The organism is Roseivirga sp. AWQ4_251, from assembly GCF_056158225.1.
In genome coordinates this window covers 1,261,963-1,278,569 of record NZ_JBSWSW010000001.1, presented here as the reverse complement: position 1 = coordinate 1,278,569, position 16,607 = coordinate 1,261,963, and the positions used below count along the sequence as shown (strand labels likewise).

Annotated in this window: 13 protein-coding genes; 2 read left to right on the top strand and 11 right to left on the bottom strand. The window is 37.6% G+C overall.

What is annotated here, in order from left to right:
• Position 1: 1 nt before the first annotated feature.
• Complete coding sequence (gene proC, locus ACXACJ_RS05725; protein WP_475133317.1) at positions 2-811, bottom strand: pyrroline-5-carboxylate reductase; 810 nt, start codon at positions 809-811, stop codon at positions 2-4.
• 537 nt (positions 812-1,348) lie between these two features.
• On the opposite strand from proC, the gene ACXACJ_RS05720 reads away from it, so the two are divergent.
• The gene (locus ACXACJ_RS05720) at positions 1,349-2,947 is read left to right on the top strand and encodes a purple acid phosphatase family protein (RefSeq protein ID WP_475133316.1); all 1,599 of its coding nucleotides are present in this window, start codon (positions 1,349-1,351) and stop codon (positions 2,945-2,947) included.
• 86 nt (positions 2,948-3,033) lie between these two features.
• Here ACXACJ_RS05720 and ACXACJ_RS05715 read toward each other — a convergent pair whose 3' ends face one another.
• From ACXACJ_RS05715 to ACXACJ_RS05680, 8 genes are all read right to left on the bottom strand, one after another.
• Positions 3,034-3,549, bottom strand: coding sequence for a hypothetical protein (locus ACXACJ_RS05715; RefSeq protein WP_475133315.1), 516 nt, complete (start codon positions 3,547-3,549; stop codon positions 3,034-3,036).
• Positions 3,546-6,437: a patatin-like phospholipase family protein gene (locus tag ACXACJ_RS05710; protein WP_475133314.1), complete on the bottom strand. Its 2,892-nt coding sequence runs from the start codon at positions 6,435-6,437 to the stop codon at positions 3,546-3,548. The genes ACXACJ_RS05715 and ACXACJ_RS05710 overlap by 4 nt, the downstream gene beginning before the upstream one ends.
• A gap of 17 nt (positions 6,438-6,454) precedes the next feature.
• Entirely contained in the window at positions 6,455-8,110 is a 1,656-nt protein-coding gene (locus ACXACJ_RS05705) for a hypothetical protein (RefSeq protein ID WP_475133313.1), read from the bottom strand.
• A 186-nt stretch (positions 8,111-8,296) separates the two neighbouring features.
• Positions 8,297-8,956, bottom strand: a complete 660-nt coding sequence (locus tag ACXACJ_RS05700; RefSeq protein ID WP_475133312.1) for a response regulator — start codon at positions 8,954-8,956, stop codon at positions 8,297-8,299.
• 3 nt (positions 8,957-8,959) lie between these two features.
• A complete protein-coding gene (locus ACXACJ_RS05695) occupies positions 8,960-9,748 on the bottom strand; it encodes a sensor histidine kinase (protein ID WP_475133311.1) in 789 nt (262 codons plus the stop codon).
• Entirely contained in the window at positions 9,748-10,425 is a 678-nt protein-coding gene (locus ACXACJ_RS05690; protein ID WP_475133310.1) for a hypothetical protein, read from the bottom strand. The genes ACXACJ_RS05695 and ACXACJ_RS05690 overlap by 1 nt, the downstream gene beginning before the upstream one ends.
• A 122-nt stretch (positions 10,426-10,547) precedes the next feature.
• Positions 10,548-11,435 (bottom strand): hypothetical protein, encoded by an 888-nt coding sequence (locus tag ACXACJ_RS05685; protein WP_475133309.1) that lies wholly within the window; start codon positions 11,433-11,435, stop codon positions 10,548-10,550.
• Between the two features lie 558 nt (positions 11,436-11,993).
• Positions 11,994-14,033, bottom strand: coding sequence for an alpha-L-fucosidase (locus ACXACJ_RS05680; RefSeq protein ID WP_475133308.1), 2,040 nt, complete (start codon positions 14,031-14,033; stop codon positions 11,994-11,996).
• 300 nt (positions 14,034-14,333) lie between these two features.
• On the opposite strand from ACXACJ_RS05680, the gene ACXACJ_RS05675 reads away from it, so the two are divergent.
• Positions 14,334-15,029: a hypothetical protein gene (locus ACXACJ_RS05675; protein WP_475133307.1), complete on the top strand. Its 696-nt coding sequence runs from the start codon at positions 14,334-14,336 to the stop codon at positions 15,027-15,029.
• A gap of 81 nt (positions 15,030-15,110) precedes the next feature.
• On the opposite strand, the gene ACXACJ_RS05670 is transcribed toward ACXACJ_RS05675, so the two are convergent.
• Both ACXACJ_RS05670 and ACXACJ_RS05665 read right to left on the bottom strand, forming a co-directional pair.
• The gene (locus tag ACXACJ_RS05670; RefSeq protein ID WP_475133306.1) at positions 15,111-16,262 is read right to left on the bottom strand and encodes an alpha-hydroxy acid oxidase; all 1,152 of its coding nucleotides are present in this window, start codon (positions 16,260-16,262) and stop codon (positions 15,111-15,113) included.
• Positions 16,259-16,606, bottom strand: a complete 348-nt coding sequence (locus ACXACJ_RS05665; RefSeq protein ID WP_475133305.1) for an L-rhamnose mutarotase — start codon at positions 16,604-16,606, stop codon at positions 16,259-16,261. The genes ACXACJ_RS05670 and ACXACJ_RS05665 overlap by 4 nt, the downstream gene beginning before the upstream one ends.
• Position 16,607 lies beyond the last annotated feature (1 nt).

Sequence of the window (16,607 nt, the reverse complement as noted above, 5' to 3'; positions counted from 1 at the left end):
TCTATTTTTCCTTACCTAATTCCACAGCGCGATTGAAAGCCGCATAGGCCGCATCGTGAATCAACTCTTTTACGTTGTTATCTTCCAGCGAATCGAGTGCTGCTTGTGTAGTTCCACCTTTCGAGGCTACCCTTTTCATCCAGCTATTGGGTGAAAGTTTATTCTGATTGAAAAGCTCAATAGCACCTTCAAAAGTTTGGCTCACCAATACCTTTAAGTCGTTTTCGGAGAAGCCCATTTTTTCCGCAGCCTTCATCATAGATTCCATAAAATAGAATACATAGGCTGGTCCACTGCCTGAAATACCAGTAGAAGCGTCAATGAACATTTGCGAATCTACCCTCACTGATTTACCCGTACTGTTCAGCAAATCTTCCACCATCCAAAGTTCGATTCTCGAAATCTCCGGAGATGCCAAATAAGAAGTCATCCCCTTACCTACCTGAGCAGGTAAATTTGGCATAGCGCGAACTACTTTTACGATTCCCAAACCTGCTTGAATGGTTTCGATGGTAATACCCGCCATAATGGAAATCACCAATTGCTGGTTGTTCATCATGGGCCTCATTTCATCCATAAGACCTTCGTTGTGATATGGCTTTACGGCCAGAAAAATAATGTCTGCAATAGGCAATGATTCTTCTAGCGAGTTGTAAACCACATAGTTGTCTTTTGATTGCTTTAGGGTTTTCCTAAGCTCAATAGATTTGTCAAAAATCATCAAGTCGTCCTTTTTGAGGTAACCCGATTTTGCGATTGACTCCGCATATGTGAGGCCCATATTTCCGGCCCCAATAACAAGTACTTTCATTGTTGTTATTAGTTATTTAAGTTGGTTTTTACCGATTAAACAAATAGTTCTAAGCCCAGAATGAAAATTCAGGACAAAGCACAAATTCAATAAGAGAAAGATTAGTTTTTGGGCACGGGGGAATTCACAAGCGAACTTGTGGGGTGCGATATCATTTGAATACTGCCTTGGTTAGTTTTCTCTTGATTGCCCATACATCAAAAGAACAGGTTAGAAAGCTGAATGTTCCGAATAAAACAAAAACCTTAGCAAACGATTGAAAAAATTAACTTTAAGAGGTTTATTTTGAATTTTTGTAATTCAATATGATTCAACTGCCTAAGTAACAAAAGTGTATCTTGGTCAATTGACCGTATAAAAAGCTTTCTAACCAGCATATTTAGCAGATTAAATTGGCAAGCTGACAACTTTCATAAACTGTTAACCATTTAGAAACACTTCTTAACCATAGGCGGCCAAATAGTTTGCTAATTTCGGGCTTCGTATGGTGTATGCTTTTTAATTAAATGGAAACCCGTTTTTAACTCAACCCCAAAAATGACCAGAAGAATCAGCTTGCTATTTTTATTGCTTTATCCGTTTGTTGGTTTTGCACAAACTCATCCTGAAATTATTGTCCAACCCTATTTGCAAGATGCTCAACCGAATAGCATTATCGTAAAATGGGAAACCAGTTTTGGAGAAGAAAGTATTGTTGAATTTGGAGAGACCAAGAACTTAGGTCAAAGTTCAAAAGGCAATTCTGAAAGCATCAATTTTGGTTCTTCAAGAATTCACGAAGTAAAAATCACTGGCTTAAAGCGCTTCACCAACTACTTCTACCGAGTGGTAACCAACGGCACCAAATCCGATGTTTTTCAGTTTAAAACTCCTCCTTTTGCTAAAGATCATCAGTCGTTCAATTTGGTTGCGATGAGTGATATGCAGAACGACCATAACCAACCCAACAAGTTCGCTGAAGTGGTGAATGAAGGTATTCTTACTTACATGAAAAAAATGTACGGTGGAGAAGTGCCCGACAACTTGGCTTTGGTAATGATTCCCGGAGATTTAGTAGCCAGCGGATCGGTTTATAATCAATGGAAAGATCAATTTTTTGAGCCAGCGCAAAAGTTATTCTCTCAAGTTCCTGTTTACCCGGTTTTGGGTAACCACGAAGCCAATTCACTTTTCTACTTTAAATATTTCAGCCTGCCAGAAAACGGTTCTGGGGCTTATGCCGAACATTGGTGGTATAAAGACTACGGCAATACAAGAATCATCGGTTTAAACTCAAATGATGGCTACAGAGACTTGGGCCAGCAGATCAATTGGCTCAAAACCGTGCTCGATAAAACAGCCGAAAATGATGATATCGACTTTGTGTTTGCTCAAATGCACCATCCTTTCAAGTCTGAACTTTGGATTCCAGGCGAAAGTGATTTCACTGGAAAAATCGTAAAAATGCTAGAAGACTTCTCTACCCAAACAGGCAAACCGAGCGTTCACTTTTTCGGTCATACGCATGCCTATTCAAGAGGCCAATCAAAAGACCACAAGCATTTGTGGGTAAATGTGGCCTCAGCAGGTGGAGCAATAGACAATTGGGGCGAGTTTGAAGGGCGCGATTATGAAGAATTTACCGTAAGCCAAGATGAATATGGTTTTGTTATGGTTGAAGTTGACGGAGATGCTGAAAATCCAAAATTCACCGTGAAGCGCGTAAGCCGAGTCAATGTAGAAAACCCAAAAAATAATGCGCTCACCGATAGCATTACAGTTTTCAGGATTAATGCTAAGCCTCAACAACCTAGCATCACCTTCCCGACCAAAAACGCTACAGTAGATTACATCGACTTAACACTTAAAGCTTCCACATTTAAAAGTGATATGAGTCAGGCATTCCATGCGGCTAGCAACTGGCAAATTTCAGAATCCCCTGACTTTGAACGTACCGTTTTCGATAGCTGGAAGCAGTATGAAAATTGGTATTACAAAGAAAACCGCCAGAAAGATGATGATTTAACAGATGAAAAATTAGACGAAAGACTAAGACCGAACAGAACTTACTACGTTCGGGTACGCTATCGCGACCAAAACCTGAACTGGAGCGAATGGTCTAAAGCTGTTAGTTTTCAAACCAGCCAGCAGAAATAGCATAAAATCTTCTCTTAAAAAAGGAATTTCAACCTCAATACACTTCTTACTAATTGACCCCAGTACCTGCAAGGCCTTCTTCTAAACTAAAGACCACTAAAATCTAAAACCTTATCATCTCCGGTAAAAAGCACACCATCTTCTCCAGGGGTGAATAACCTAAACGTTCTCTCATCGCTTGCGAAATAGTGAACATTTTGATTAAAAAGCTCCAAGGGCTTAGATATGTTAATAGCCTTGCTTAATTCTGAAAAACTCTTGGGCACCCTGTTCTCAACACTATAAAATTCGCGAATTGCCCCTCTTAAGCTCGAAAATGCTTTTGAGTTTAATCTACCTCGCTGATAATTCAATTTGAAAATTAAGGTGTCTCTTTCCATAAAACCATTATCTAACAATCCTGCATCATATAAAAATTCAACCCTCTCTTTTTGCAATTGCTTATCTGAAATGGCGATTGCTTCTTTTACCAATCCGTATTTGAACTGTTTAAGTGATAAGTCAGAGTCTTTACCCCAATTTATAAGGCCACCTACAACTACTCCCAAGAATCCAAATAGGCCAGCTTGGAAAAGGAATTTTAAAAAACTATTCTTGTTCATTTTTGTAAATTGATTATTTCATCAAAAATTAAAGGATCTATTTTTTTCAGTTTATCGTCCATTCTTTGCTTAAGCCATTCTGACATTGCCCAATTGAATGCAAAAGGAATTTCTTTATAATCAGATGCACTTGTATAAAGCTCTAGCTCAAAATAATTGTGTTTAACCTTATCGAGTTCAGATTTCCTCATCAAATATTGCCTCAGCCTCTCATCATTTATTCCTGTTTGTTCACCATAAGAGCCAGCCAATGTTAAAAGAGGAGCTGCTACATCATTCCCGATTGGACTTACCATAGATAAGTGATTCTGAGCAAATTTTGGAGAATTTTTGATATGGATTACATGGTAAGAAAATGGATTTCGCTGCCCTTTCGAATCAAAATAATGATCGATTGCTCGCATTGTTTCCAGTGTTGTACCAGCTCCAGAATTATCGAAATAACCACCATCAACAAAAAAATGACCCCTCAAATTAGCTGCGGGACTTACGTAAGGAAAACGTGAACTCATTATCATAGCCGAACTAATGGACATCTCAAATTGCTGATTACCATAACTAATCAAATCAAGCACATCGATTCGACCATTATAAATAGCATTCTTATTATCAATTTTTATGTTACTAATTACCCCCGGCTTTCCATCTTGAACTCGAGTGGTATTGAGAAATAGAAGAGGAAGTGAATAGTTCAGATCGGACTCCTGAAGGATGAAATCTGAAAAATTCTTTTTCAAGATTCCATAATCATCCAATACCTCAAAAGATTTTTCTAACGCTCTTCCCCTATCACTATTTACGAAAGGTAAAGCTTGGGCAAACAAGTCGAGCCCTAACAAACGAATTAAGGGAGCTGACAAGTAATCTTTACCAGCTGTTTGCTTCATCCATTCATCATCATTCTTTTGCTTCAAATGACTGTAATAAATCACATTGCCCACAGTGCCTCCTGAGGCTCCAGATATCGCTAGTAAATTCTTCTCGTCAAAGCACATACTATCTAGCTTATCCATTACTGAAACCACCCAATACGCACTTCGCGAAGCACCTCCATCAGACATTAGAAAAAACAAAGGACGAGTGACATGGTCTTCACTGCCTCCTCTTTCCGCAATTTCAAACTCTTGCCTATATCGCTTTTTCATATAAGCAATTAAGTCAGGTCTTTTATCGTACTTCTTATCATTCGATTGAGAATTTTTTAGTGGAATTATATATGGTGAAGACCAGTTGTTGAAAAAGATAATGAGCAAAACGGTCAGGGCAATCCAGTTAATCTGGGTTTTGCTTTTTAAGAGCGATAGGATATTTACGGTTCCAGTTAAAAGACAAAAGCAAAGCAGGAATACAACCCCTGGTGATAGTTTAGTACTGAATGGAATGGAGAGCAAACCTGAAATATAAATGGCTAGCAGTAGGATAGATGAGAATAAGAAGATTCTAAAAAACTCAAATTCATAAGGACTAAAATCGGGATCGATTAACTTTATAATTCTTCTAATGAAACCAGCTTCAGCTATTGGCTCAATACTGTCAGTTGAATTATTTAAAAGTGACCTTCTTATTTCCACAAAAGCTGCAAAAATTATTGAAGCAAAAAATAAACTAATCGCCATTAAATAGTAATAACCAACAGCTGTAGGCTTATTATTCTCTCCGAAATAAAGTTGTAAAAGCGCGGTTAAAGCTGCGATAAAGCCATAAGAAAATAACACTATCCAATGTAGCTGAACACCGCTTTGCTTTATTCTATTGGTGATTTTTAACTGAATATATGCTTTGAATCTATTCGAAATACTCCAATCGAATACAGGGCCAATAACACCGATAAAAAGTACGAAGAGATTTAAAACGACACCTAATAAAAAGAGAATGAAGGGTGTTCTTTCTCGGGTTAACTCTACTCCTTCTTTCCAATAGAAATTGGGGAGAGAAAGCAAACACAATTGAAGTATAATCAGGCATGACCAACCGAGTAATCTCGGCATAAGGTGGTGCAATTGAACTTCAAGCCTTTCTTTCTGCATTCTCTGGTTAGAGAAATCTAAAATTGAATTCTTTGCTGAACCAAGTTTAACTCTTAAAACATAAGTAGCTAGTCTGCTACTATACCAAACTACTAAAGCCCATATTGAAGAAATAAAGATGAAGATGAAAGAAGACCATGGGCTTTCTCCAATTATAATCAGCAAATCTTCTCCTTGGGATAAATAAGAAAATGCAACACATACTATTACCAAAAGGATAATAACCGGCAAATAAAATGTAAAGGCCCTTACAAAAACTTTAAATGCCCAATGTGCTCCCCACACCAAAACAAAGAACAAAAGCAAAATGTATAAGCCTATAAATTTCGCGGACGATAAATGCTGAGTAACATAAATTATTCTGCCTGAATAAAGGTTTTCCAGCAGGCAAATATTTTCAATAACATCGGCTATGCCAACCAATATGATTACTGCGAATAAAAGCCAATACCACAATATTTTCTGAGGTTTTAATATTCGAGTAACAAGACTGTGAAATGGGCTGATTTTTTTCTTTACTCTCGCTCTCACCTCGCCAATTAGAGAAACAAAAAATAGGAGGTAGAACAGGATAACCAAAAAATCCAGGTATACAGCTCTTTTAGCCAGTAAGAGCAGATTCCCTTCCTTATTAGGCCAATAATTGGCTAGTCGCGATGCGTTGTAAAGTTCTTCTGAAGAAATTATTTTCCACTCCTTCAATATAATTTCAGCCTCCAACTTACTGGATAACTCAAAAGAAATTAAGCCTTTTGGCGAACTAGGAATATTCAGCCCATCAAACTTAATCCAAGCAACAAGCAAAGAAATTACAAGTAAACTCCCTAAAAGGAGTGTCTTCTGTCTTTTTAACCAATTCATCTGAAAAAATTTTGATGTTATTCTTTATCGATGATGGCCGAAAACCCTCCTACAAACGAAATGGTAGTTAGAATTCTAGCATTGGTCAACCCTTCAATGTCCAATTCATTTTGAGCATCTTTTAAGTTGAAATAGGCAAATTCGGCTTTCAAATTCTTTAATCTTAACTCTATGCCAAATGTTAATCCTCTAAAAACCTTTCCATCGGTACCAAGGACATCTTGTCGGATGTCATCATTCATGTCAAGGGCAATATCTCCCCTGAGTGAATTATAAGCCCAACCGACCTTTATCATGGCTGAATAATCCTTTCTATGTTTATAAGATACCAGATCGTGGAAAGCCAAAAGGCGCAAAGCATTATTGTTTGCTTGATATGATATTGAATTATCGATCCAATCTCTATTTGAACTGATAAAGCTCACTTCAAACCCACTTACAATCTGAAACATTGGGTTTTTGTTGAACAGCTTAAGGTTCACATTTACAGCTTGCCCTGAATTGATTGGCGCCAGAATGGAATTGCCGAAATCATTAGTATTAGTTACTTCATTGTTGAGTGTATCACGAGTTGTAGACAGTCCTTCAACCGTTGATGCCACGCTGATGTAAGCCTCCAGATTGACCTTATAAAAGCTTAAAAACTTTTTACCAATTCTGTCTTTAAAATATTTCTCTAACCTAATCCCCAAGGCTGTGTTTGCCGGAATGTCTTCTCCTTTTTGAAATGAAGACTGCAAATTACCATTACCCACAAAATCAATCGTAAACTGGTTAGCAGAATCTAAACTTGAATCAGGAATACAGTTTGAACAGTATTGATTAAGGATTGCACCTTGAACAACTCCCTTTTGTTCATATTTACTCAAATCTAGATCATCATTAGGAATGATTCGATAATTGAGATTAAAGGTATGATCGTCAAAAAAACGCTTTGTACTTAAAACCTTCTTTGTTCTAAAAATTACCGTATGTGTCTCATTATCCCTTCCCTCAAATTCAACAACCCTTTTAGTTACATCCATCAATTGATTCAGTTTGGGATTAAAAGCTGAATCAACAGAAGAAGGAGTGAATTCTACCAGAAAACCGTTTGGGAATGCATTATTGGCCTGAATTTTAAAGACAATATCACCTCCCCTAAAGGCTGTTCCACTTTCCACTGAAACACTCAACTTATCCAAATCCAAAATGATAATGGTTAAACTTGAAAGTGAAGTGGAGACTGAGCTGTTGCTTGGTGTAAATAGGATTTTCAGTTCTTCATTTTGTTCTACAAGACTATCGTTGTGAAGCAATATTTTAACTTCTAGCTCCTCATTCTTATTTCCTTTAAAAACAAGGCTATCGCTAGACAAAAAAGAATAATCATTTTTAAGTATAGCTCCATTCAATGAGTTTGAAGGCTGAAGTTTTAGGCCAAAACCATTGCTTACCGCTTCATTAAGTTTAAAACGCAACGTGATTACACTTCCCTCTTGGGCTTCGATTTCATCGCCCGAAACACCTGAAATAGTTATACTGGGAGTTTGCTGAAAAGCGTTGAGATTGGTGTTAACACCAAAGAAAAACAGGGTGATGATTAGTGTGAAACGACAAAAAATCGTGCGACTATTCGATAAAAAACACATTCGATCTTTTATCAAATTTTGAGATGTAGAGTAGGTTGACATGGCTAATAAATTGATGGTTCATTAGCTCTTAAAGCACGTCACTTACTCATTCATGATTTAACGTAATATTTGATTAAGTAAAATCGTGCTAAAAAAGCTTATCCGAAGTTGGATCAACCTATCAATTATTAACAGGGGTATTTGTGCAATGAGAACGGGGAGTTTTATGCTACACGGGATTGAATTCTATAATAGATCAAAGAGATTATGCTTAAGAACAAATAGAACGAGGCCAGTTTTTGACTTAATGGCAAACTTTTCAAAAATAGATTCCCTATAACCATCAACAGTGCGGTGCTGAACGCCCATAATTCCTGAAATCTGATCATAAGTATACTCGTCTTCGTGACATACAAGTCTTAAAAACTCTTTTTCCCTCTCAGAAAGCTGTTCCATTATCTTTTCCTGATCTGATAACTTCTTTCGGGGCGTTTCATTTTGAAGAGAATACAACAAAAAGTCATTATGATAATAGCCCGTATTAAAAATTGCTTCAAGTGCTTCCTTCATAGTTTGAGCCGTACAGTCCTTTGCCAAATAGCCCCTAACTCCTGCTCGAAAAAATTTAACGATTAAATGTTCTTCGGTATCCAGTGTCAAGATCAATACCGGAATATCAGAATTCATTTCCTTCAATCTTTGAAATGCCTCATAACCATTCATAATTGGCATATTGATATCCATGATTATCAAATCAGGGATGGATTGATATGGATATGCATCCGTCAGTGTTTTTCCATTATCAAATTGCTGAACAACTTCATATTCTCCCAATCTTTCGATCAACATCTTGAGGCCGCTTCGGACTACGGCATGATCATCCACCAATATTATCTTCTTCTTCATATGTCAATCTTGAAAATGGGTTTTCATTTTTAATTGATATTCGCATCCCTCATTTTCAGCAGCAAAAATTTGGCATTCCATGCCAGCCATTTCTGCCCTTTTCTTAATATTTAGAAGTCCGGAGGCTTTATTTGAACTTAAAATATGATTGAGGTTAAAGCCAATTCCATTATCCTTTATGGACATTAAAAATGAAGGTTTACAGTATAAACTTATCTTCAAATCATTGGCCTTAGAATGCTTCAAAGCGTTATTCAGAATTTCTTGAAATATTCTAAATATAATCAGTTCTTGATCCTTGGCGAGTAAGCCTTGTTCATAATTATGATCCCATTCAATTTTTAAAACACCCAGTTTATGTTGCCTCTGTACCTCCAGTCCTATGGCTTCGTTAAGCGGTAGTTCTCCAATATAATCCTTATTAAGTGTACGGCTGAGCAGTCTAATTTGAGAAGAAGCCCTTGTTACATTCTCGTTGAGTGCTTCAAAAAGTTCAGCCATATCAGGATAATCGAGCTTGTGATTTTCAAACGCCAATCTTAAACAAGTAATCTCATGCCCTAAGTGGTCATGAAGTTCCCGTGCCATCTGACTTCGCAATTCTTCTCCAAGCTCTATTTCTATAGCCCTTAATTCTTTCTGATATTTTAAAGCAGCTTCAACTAAAAGTGTTTTCTGTTTTTCCTTATGCCTGTTGATTTCGAAAAATGAAATGGTTATTCCTGCCAATAAGAGCAAAATCAGTAGTGATGTAAGAATAACGGTCAATACAACTGGGGATACGTCTACCATCAGACAATGATTGCATTACTTTTAAATTGCTTATAGAACATGAAAAAAGAGAGCGTTGCAAGAAAATATCTAATATTCCCAAGCACATCGGTAATTAAAAGAAAAAGTTTCCCATTGAGTTCAGGAGAATATTCTTGCAAATAATGGATCATACCAAAATATGGGGAATTGCAGCCATAGTAAACGATTAACCCTATAAAAAGCCAGATTTCAGGGTAATCCTTCCAAGAATTAGGGTTGTTAACAATCCGTTCATAAAGTGCGAACATGTAAATAGGAATAATTACAATACCTGCGATTAAAAACGCATAGTTTGCTAAAGCACCAAATCCTCCATTTACAAGCTGAAAAGAAAAAATCAAAAGGAAAATCAACATACCTATTGTGGCAAACTTATTGAGCTTCCTACTTTTAATCAGAATACTTCCTGCCAAAACCAACAAAACAACCTCCAATAAAAGATACACATTAAAAATCCATTGGTTGTTGAGAGTTTCCCCATGCAGTTGTTGAAAATAGGTAATCAAATAAGCAGCTACATATACGACAAAAGCTAAAAATATTTGTAAAAAGATTAACCTGAAGGGTAAACTCAATTTTCTAAAAATAAAAATACCAAGGGCTAGTGTAGTAGTAAGAAAAAAAGCATCCTTGAGTATATTGATATAACTAGGCATATATAAATATACCTACAAAAAAACACTTAATCCGCCCTTTAATAAATATTTCAAATTTCAATTCGAAGAAATAATAAAGAGAAGGAAGCCTTCACTAATAGTGAAAACTTCTTTCCAGCTGTCTAGGCTTTAGTTTCATCTTCAATTAAGGAAATGGTACCACAACTTGGGGGGCATAAATGAGCAAAGTTGGCTAAGTCATCAGGTTCAGGGGGTTGAGGAAATAAAAATTTCAAATTCTTAGTACTCTCTGTACCCATATCTTCTGCACCGAAAAGCAAGGTATGCTTGTGTCTATTCCTATTGACAATTCCTCCAATCACTGTAGAAGAATAATCAATAAGTACAGAGCCATTGAATGGTGCGATCCATTTGTGGTAGGTAAAGTCTGGATCAACATCTTCAAAATTAATCTCATACAATTTAAAGAGTTCTTGAAAAGGAATAATTACAGTTTTAGTATCTCCCTTCCAGTCATCTCTCAGATAAAATGGCCAAAAACTTCGACCTGACCTAAATCTTCTAATGACAATATTGTTACGATATGAATCGACTGACCTTTTCCAAAAATCACTTTTTTGAGGCTTAAAAACATTGTCCGCAGGAATATATAAATGTTGCTCGACTTCTTCCAGAGGGTAGATTTTTCCTTGAAAAGCACCATTCTCAGTTTCGCTAGATCTGTATATAAAAATAGGTTCATAAAACAGATCCATTTTAAATGACTCGTCCAATCCAAAGCCAATTCTAAGGGCTGTCACATACATTTTCTCTCCTTCCCCACTTATTTTATCATGGTTAATTTTAGTTTGAGCTGCTCTATCTGCCGATTCATATAAAGGCAGAAATGCATCCATTCTAATAGGTGAAAGATTGGTTTGTAGGGGGTCCGATAGACTTCCCGTTCTTCTAAACCGATCGTAGAAAGCCTTTATTTCAATTGCCGCCTCATCTTGATTTCTAAAAGATGAGTTTAATTGAAGTGGTATTTCGTGTTCAAACTTTAGCATAAAAAATAGTTTAAGTAAAACAAAAATTTACAATGTTAAATTATAACACATCAATATTAAACACAATTAGAAGTAAGGGGTAAATTATGAGCAGGTAGTACGTGAGTTATCTCGGAGCGATTGAGTAAAAGCACATTTCTTCATCGCCTTCCTTTGGGTATGTTTATCATTCACCAAGAGCAAATTTAGCTTCCAATGATTGAAATGTTCAATACGACCTATAGCCTAGCCATATTCTTTCTTATTATTATTTCTTCCACTCTTTCGGTATTAACCTTCCCGATATTGATCAGAAAAGCACTACCCCAAAAGAAGAAAGCAATCATCTTAATAGCTATCTCTCAATTAGTTAAACAGTTTTTACTCCTTCAATTTATTTGGCCTACCAAAAATTTGCCCATCATTACAGGATTAATGATTGAATCAATAGTCATCATAGTTCTACTGACACCCATATTTATCAAAGAGAAAACTTAGTACTAGACTAGAGCTATTGTTGGGAAAAGCACTCCAAAAAAATATAGATTTGAACTCTTTAGTTTTCCTTAAATGTACCTTTCAATAAAATAAAGCAGTACTGGGAACCAAGGTTTTGCTTCCTCCATTTTGCTTCCAGCTAACCGACAAACCACTTCCTCCCGTCCTTTGCATATACTCTACTTTGATTTTATGGAAGCCCTTTTCTAAGCCTACTAAATGTGATTTCTCGAGCAAATTATGCAAGCCATCATTATCAATTATGAGCTGATCGTTGATATATAATTTACTGCCATCATCAGAAGCCAAAAAGAAACGGTAAGTATCTGTTTCTGGAATTTGAATGTAGCCTTCGAATGAGATACCGTAGTTTTCTTCGCGCTGCCCCAATTCAGAATCAAAATCAGTTGAAGTTCCCTGACTTACAACTTTCATTTTTGAAAAATCAGGCACTGTATCCCAGCCACCTTCATAATATTTATATTGAAGACCTGCTTTGGGATTCGCTAATGGAGAAGCCTTCTGTGCAGATATTTTAGAGAAATCAGCTTGTGCTACTTCACTTACAGGAATTTCTCCTTTAAAAGCCCTAACCGAAAGTTTCACATCTCTATCAAGAACCAAAGCTTGTGTATAAACAGAAGAATTGGCCAAAGGTGTAGAACCATTCAAAGTATATCGGATATCAAAGCCTGAAGCGGTTTTGAGTTCAACACTTTGAGAGTTCATAAATTGAAATTCATCGGTTAAAATTTCAGGAGGTAAAACAACTTCGGGTTCACCTTCAATGTCAATGTAGATCACCTGATCTATAGCATCAGGCTCAATTTGAGGCAGTTCAATTACAATGGCATCTTCCACTTTTGACATCTTCAATTTTTGAGCTTTTGAAGAAAGTAAGCCAGCCGTTAAAGGTTCATTTCTAATTCCACCAAGCCTTAGAAGTTGATTTTCAGGCCAATCAAAAACGTGTAAATAGAGTTTGGTTTTGTTGCCCATTTGCTTCTGGGTCACTCGCCCCCATTCAAGTTTTTCAAACGGACTTGCCTTTGTACCATAAATCGACTCCCCATTCACATCCATCCAATCGCCTATAGCTTTCAATCGCTCAATGCTCTCTGTCGGAAAAGTACCATCCGCTTTTGGCCCAATATTGAGTAGAAAATTCCCTCCTTTAGAAGCAATGTCTACCAAATTCTGAATTAACTCTTCGGTAGATTTCCAGTGATCATCATCCTTATTGTAGCCCCAATGATCATTCATGGTCATGCAGCTTTCCCAGTCAATACCGGGTAGGCCTGTACCTGGAATTTCTTGCTCAGGTGTACCAAAATCTCCAGCAAAATCGCCTTCGGCTGTCAGACCTCGCATACCTTGTCGGCCTTTGTCTACACGGTTGTTGATAATGATGTTGGGTTGAAGGCTTCGCACATAATCATAAAGTTCAGCTCCTTCTTCGTGTGTCCAAGTATCTTCCCATTCTCCGTCAAACCAGAGCACACCAATTTCTCCATAGTTGGTCAGCAGTTCCTTCAACTGGCTTTTCATATAATCTACGTATCTCGGAAACTCAGCACCTTCCACAGAACGATTCTTCTCCCATTCTCTTCTAGGCAAATAATCTGGGTGATGCCAGTCCATGATTGAATGGTAGAAACACAGTTTTACATCATATTTGTGACAGGCATCCGCAATCTCTTTTAAAATATCCCGCTTGAATGGGGTTGCCATTACATCAAAATCCGAAGTTTTGGAATCATAAAGTGCAAAGCCATCATGGTGTTTACTGGTAATGGTAATGTATTTCATTCCTGCGTCTTTGGCCATTTTCACCCAGGCCTCGGCATCAAAACTTTGCGGGTTGAAGTCCTGCAAAAACTCATCGTAGGTTTCCAAAGGAATTTGGGCCGTAGTTCGAATCCATTCCGCATGGTTGGTTTCTCCATTCCATTCGCCAGCAGGAATTGCATAAAGCCCCCAGTGAATAAACATCCCAAAGCGGGCATCACGCCACCATTCCATTCGGTCTTCTGGTTCTTGAACTTGCTCCTGTTGCTTAGGTTGACAGGAAAGTATGGTCAATAGAAAAGTAAAAAGCAGTAGAAATGCCGATTTTTTCATGGTGAGTTTTGGATTAAGGTTGAAGGATGAATTTAAGGAAATGAAGTGGGATATCGTTGATAGCCCCACCCTTTTATCCCTCCCCAAGGAGAGGGACAATACTTCATCGCCAGCCCCTTGCAATGGTACATTTAATTGCAGTCACTACCGTCTTCCCCCATGGGGGAAGATAAGAGATGGGGCTCTTGTAATTATTCTTCTAAATGTTTTTCTTAATTGTAGAATGCAAGTGATAATTTTCCATTTCAATTTTATTGTAAATTCAGCAAACTCACGATAGCCAAAACCTAGAGAAATTAAATGTTAGCCAGTCACAAATTCACCATCAAAAAACATATTGAACAATCGAGCTTTGATATTTCGCTTTTCAGGTTCGAAACGGATGATAAATTTAAAATCATTCTTAACAACACCGATTTGAGATTTGAAGTCGAGCAACGTCATAACAATTTTAATCTATTTAATATTTGGCATACTCAATTCAAGCCTGATTACCCGCTTGTTGGCCCACTCGGACAAAACAACAATTTAGAAAATCTGATCAAGCAAATCGACTACTGGCTAAAAACGGTTGTAAAGCCATATATTAACGAAATTGAACTAACTCAAAAGTGGAGAAAGTTTGAGAGCAATATTTTTGATAACTCTTCAGACTGGACGGAAAACTATGAACCCTTGGACTATAATGATATTCATTTCTTGAAACAAGCGGTTGAAAAGATTAAAGCTGACATTCGAACTGAATTTTCGCCATCAATTGAACTTTCGAACGCAATTGATAAGAAACTTGATTATATCATAGAATCGACAAACCGAACAAATAAATTTGATATTAAGGGAATCATTCTGAACACAATACTTTCAATTGGAATTAATCTAGGTGTTGACACAGAATCGGGCAAACAACTTGTTGATATCTTTAGGAATGCATTCGCAGAAATTCCAACACTTTTTGAAATTGCAAAACTCCTACTGACAGAGAATTTCGGAAAATAAAGCACCCCTAACAGACACTTATCCGCCATGTTTCAAAGTGCTTTCTAACTAACTCTAAGTACAGTTCATTGCAGTGACGGGTTAATGGTTATTAAGGTGAGCACGTAAATTCTCTACTCTTTCGCAGCAAACTTGCTCCATTACTTGCTGCAACTGAGTTTTTAATATTGAAATGGTATGGTCTCCTCCTTTGGCTCCCAATGCGCCAACGCCATACATAAAACTTCTTCCCATAAAAGTAAATGCCGCGCCACTAGCCAATGTGCGAGCTACATCTGGCCCAGATCGCATTCCGCTGTCCATCATAACCTTAATTTTATCACCATACTGAGCAGCGATGCGGGTTAAAGGCTTTATAGTCGACTCCCCAGCATCCAACTGACGTCCGCCATGATTTGAAACAATTACACCATCCAAACCCAACTGAATTGCACACTCGGTATCGGCTTCGCTGGCTACTCCTTTCAAAACCAATTTTCCTTTCCAACGGTCCCGGATCTTGCTGATTCTATCATCGTCTAACCTGCCGGAAAACATACGATCCATAAAACCACCCAAGCCTCCTAAGCCCAAATCTTTGGGCATATAAGGTTTTAATGAAGCAAAATTCGGCTGACCGTATTTTAAGGTTTGAAGCCCCCAAGTCGGATGAGTCATTACCTGAATTACGTTATTTAGGGTCAACCTTGGCGGCATTGAAAGTCCATTTCTAATATCTCTTGGACGAAATCCAAAAGTTGGCACATCGCACAAAAGCACCAGCACAGGACATTCGGCAGCTTCGGCCCTAGCAATAAGGTCATCACGGTATTTTTCTTCCGCAGGATGGTAAAGCTGAAACCATGCGCGGCCTTCTGTCAATTCTGAAATTCGTTCTATGCTGCTTGTGGTGACCGTGCTAAGAATAAAAGGTATGTTATGCTGAAACGCTGCCTTTGCAAGTACTTCGGGGGCATTAGGCCACATCAGGCCTTGTAATCCAACTGGAGAAATACCAAAAGGGGCATCGTATTCATGACCAAAAAGTTCGGTCTTCAGTTGGCTTCCATTGTAAGGTTTTATGTACTGCGGAATCAAACTGACTTCTCTTATTTCTGCTGTGTTTCTGTGCAAATTGACATCTTCATTGCAGCCACCATCCAGATATTCAAAGGCGAACTTAGGCATCCGCTTTTGTGCCTTTTTCCTGAGATCGTCAACGGAAGGGTATTTCGGATTATATTTCCATTTCATGATTCAAGAGAATTATTGAGTTCGAAAATCCTTTCCATAAGCATCCACTTTTCTCCCTTTTCAGCCATGGGTAATGCCTGTTGATATTGCCACATCAATTTTTCCCATTCTTGAACTTTGGGGTTATCCTGATCCATTTTTGCCTTTTGCTCAAAAGAGAAACCTTCTTGTACCCACATGATCATAAAAAGCCGATTGCCTAACAGGTAAATTTCCATCTCTGCAATACCCGAGGCCTTAATACTCTGTATAATTTCAGGCCATACCTGCCTATGATGTTCTTTATATGCTTCAATCAGCTTTGGATCATTTTTCAAATCCAAAGTCAGGCAATACTTCTTCATA

What these genes read in the sequence shown, in the direction of transcription:
- proC (WP_475133317.1), bottom strand. Translation starts at nt 811, where the DNA reads ATGAAAGTACTTGTTATTGGGGCCGGAAATATGGGCCTCACATATGCG.
- ACXACJ_RS05720 (WP_475133316.1), top strand. Translation starts at nt 1,349, where the DNA reads ATGACCAGAAGAATCAGCTTGCTATTTTTATTGCTTTATCCGTTTGTT.
- ACXACJ_RS05715 (WP_475133315.1), bottom strand. Translation starts at nt 3,549, where the DNA reads ATGAACAAGAATAGTTTTTTAAAATTCCTTTTCCAAGCTGGCCTATTT.
- ACXACJ_RS05710 (WP_475133314.1), bottom strand. Translation starts at nt 6,437, where the DNA reads ATGAATTGGTTAAAAAGACAGAAGACACTCCTTTTAGGGAGTTTACTT.
- ACXACJ_RS05705 (WP_475133313.1), bottom strand. Translation starts at nt 8,110, where the DNA reads ATGTCAACCTACTCTACATCTCAAAATTTGATAAAAGATCGAATGTGT.
- ACXACJ_RS05700 (WP_475133312.1), bottom strand. Translation starts at nt 8,956, where the DNA reads ATGAAGAAGAAGATAATATTGGTGGATGATCATGCCGTAGTCCGAAGC.
- ACXACJ_RS05695 (WP_475133311.1), bottom strand. Translation starts at nt 9,748, where the DNA reads ATGGTAGACGTATCCCCAGTTGTATTGACCGTTATTCTTACATCACTA.
- ACXACJ_RS05690 (WP_475133310.1), bottom strand. Translation starts at nt 10,425, where the DNA reads ATGCCTAGTTATATCAATATACTCAAGGATGCTTTTTTTCTTACTACT.
- ACXACJ_RS05685 (WP_475133309.1), bottom strand. Translation starts at nt 11,435, where the DNA reads ATGCTAAAGTTTGAACACGAAATACCACTTCAATTAAACTCATCTTTT.
- ACXACJ_RS05680 (WP_475133308.1), bottom strand. Translation starts at nt 14,033, where the DNA reads ATGAAAAAATCGGCATTTCTACTGCTTTTTACTTTTCTATTGACCATA.
- ACXACJ_RS05675 (WP_475133307.1), top strand. Translation starts at nt 14,334, where the DNA reads ATGTTAGCCAGTCACAAATTCACCATCAAAAAACATATTGAACAATCG.
- ACXACJ_RS05670 (WP_475133306.1), bottom strand. Translation starts at nt 16,262, where the DNA reads ATGAAATGGAAATATAATCCGAAATACCCTTCCGTTGACGATCTCAGG.
- ACXACJ_RS05665 (WP_475133305.1), bottom strand. Translation starts at nt 16,606, where the DNA reads ATGAAGAAGTATTGCCTGACTTTGGATTTGAAAAATGATCCAAAGCTG.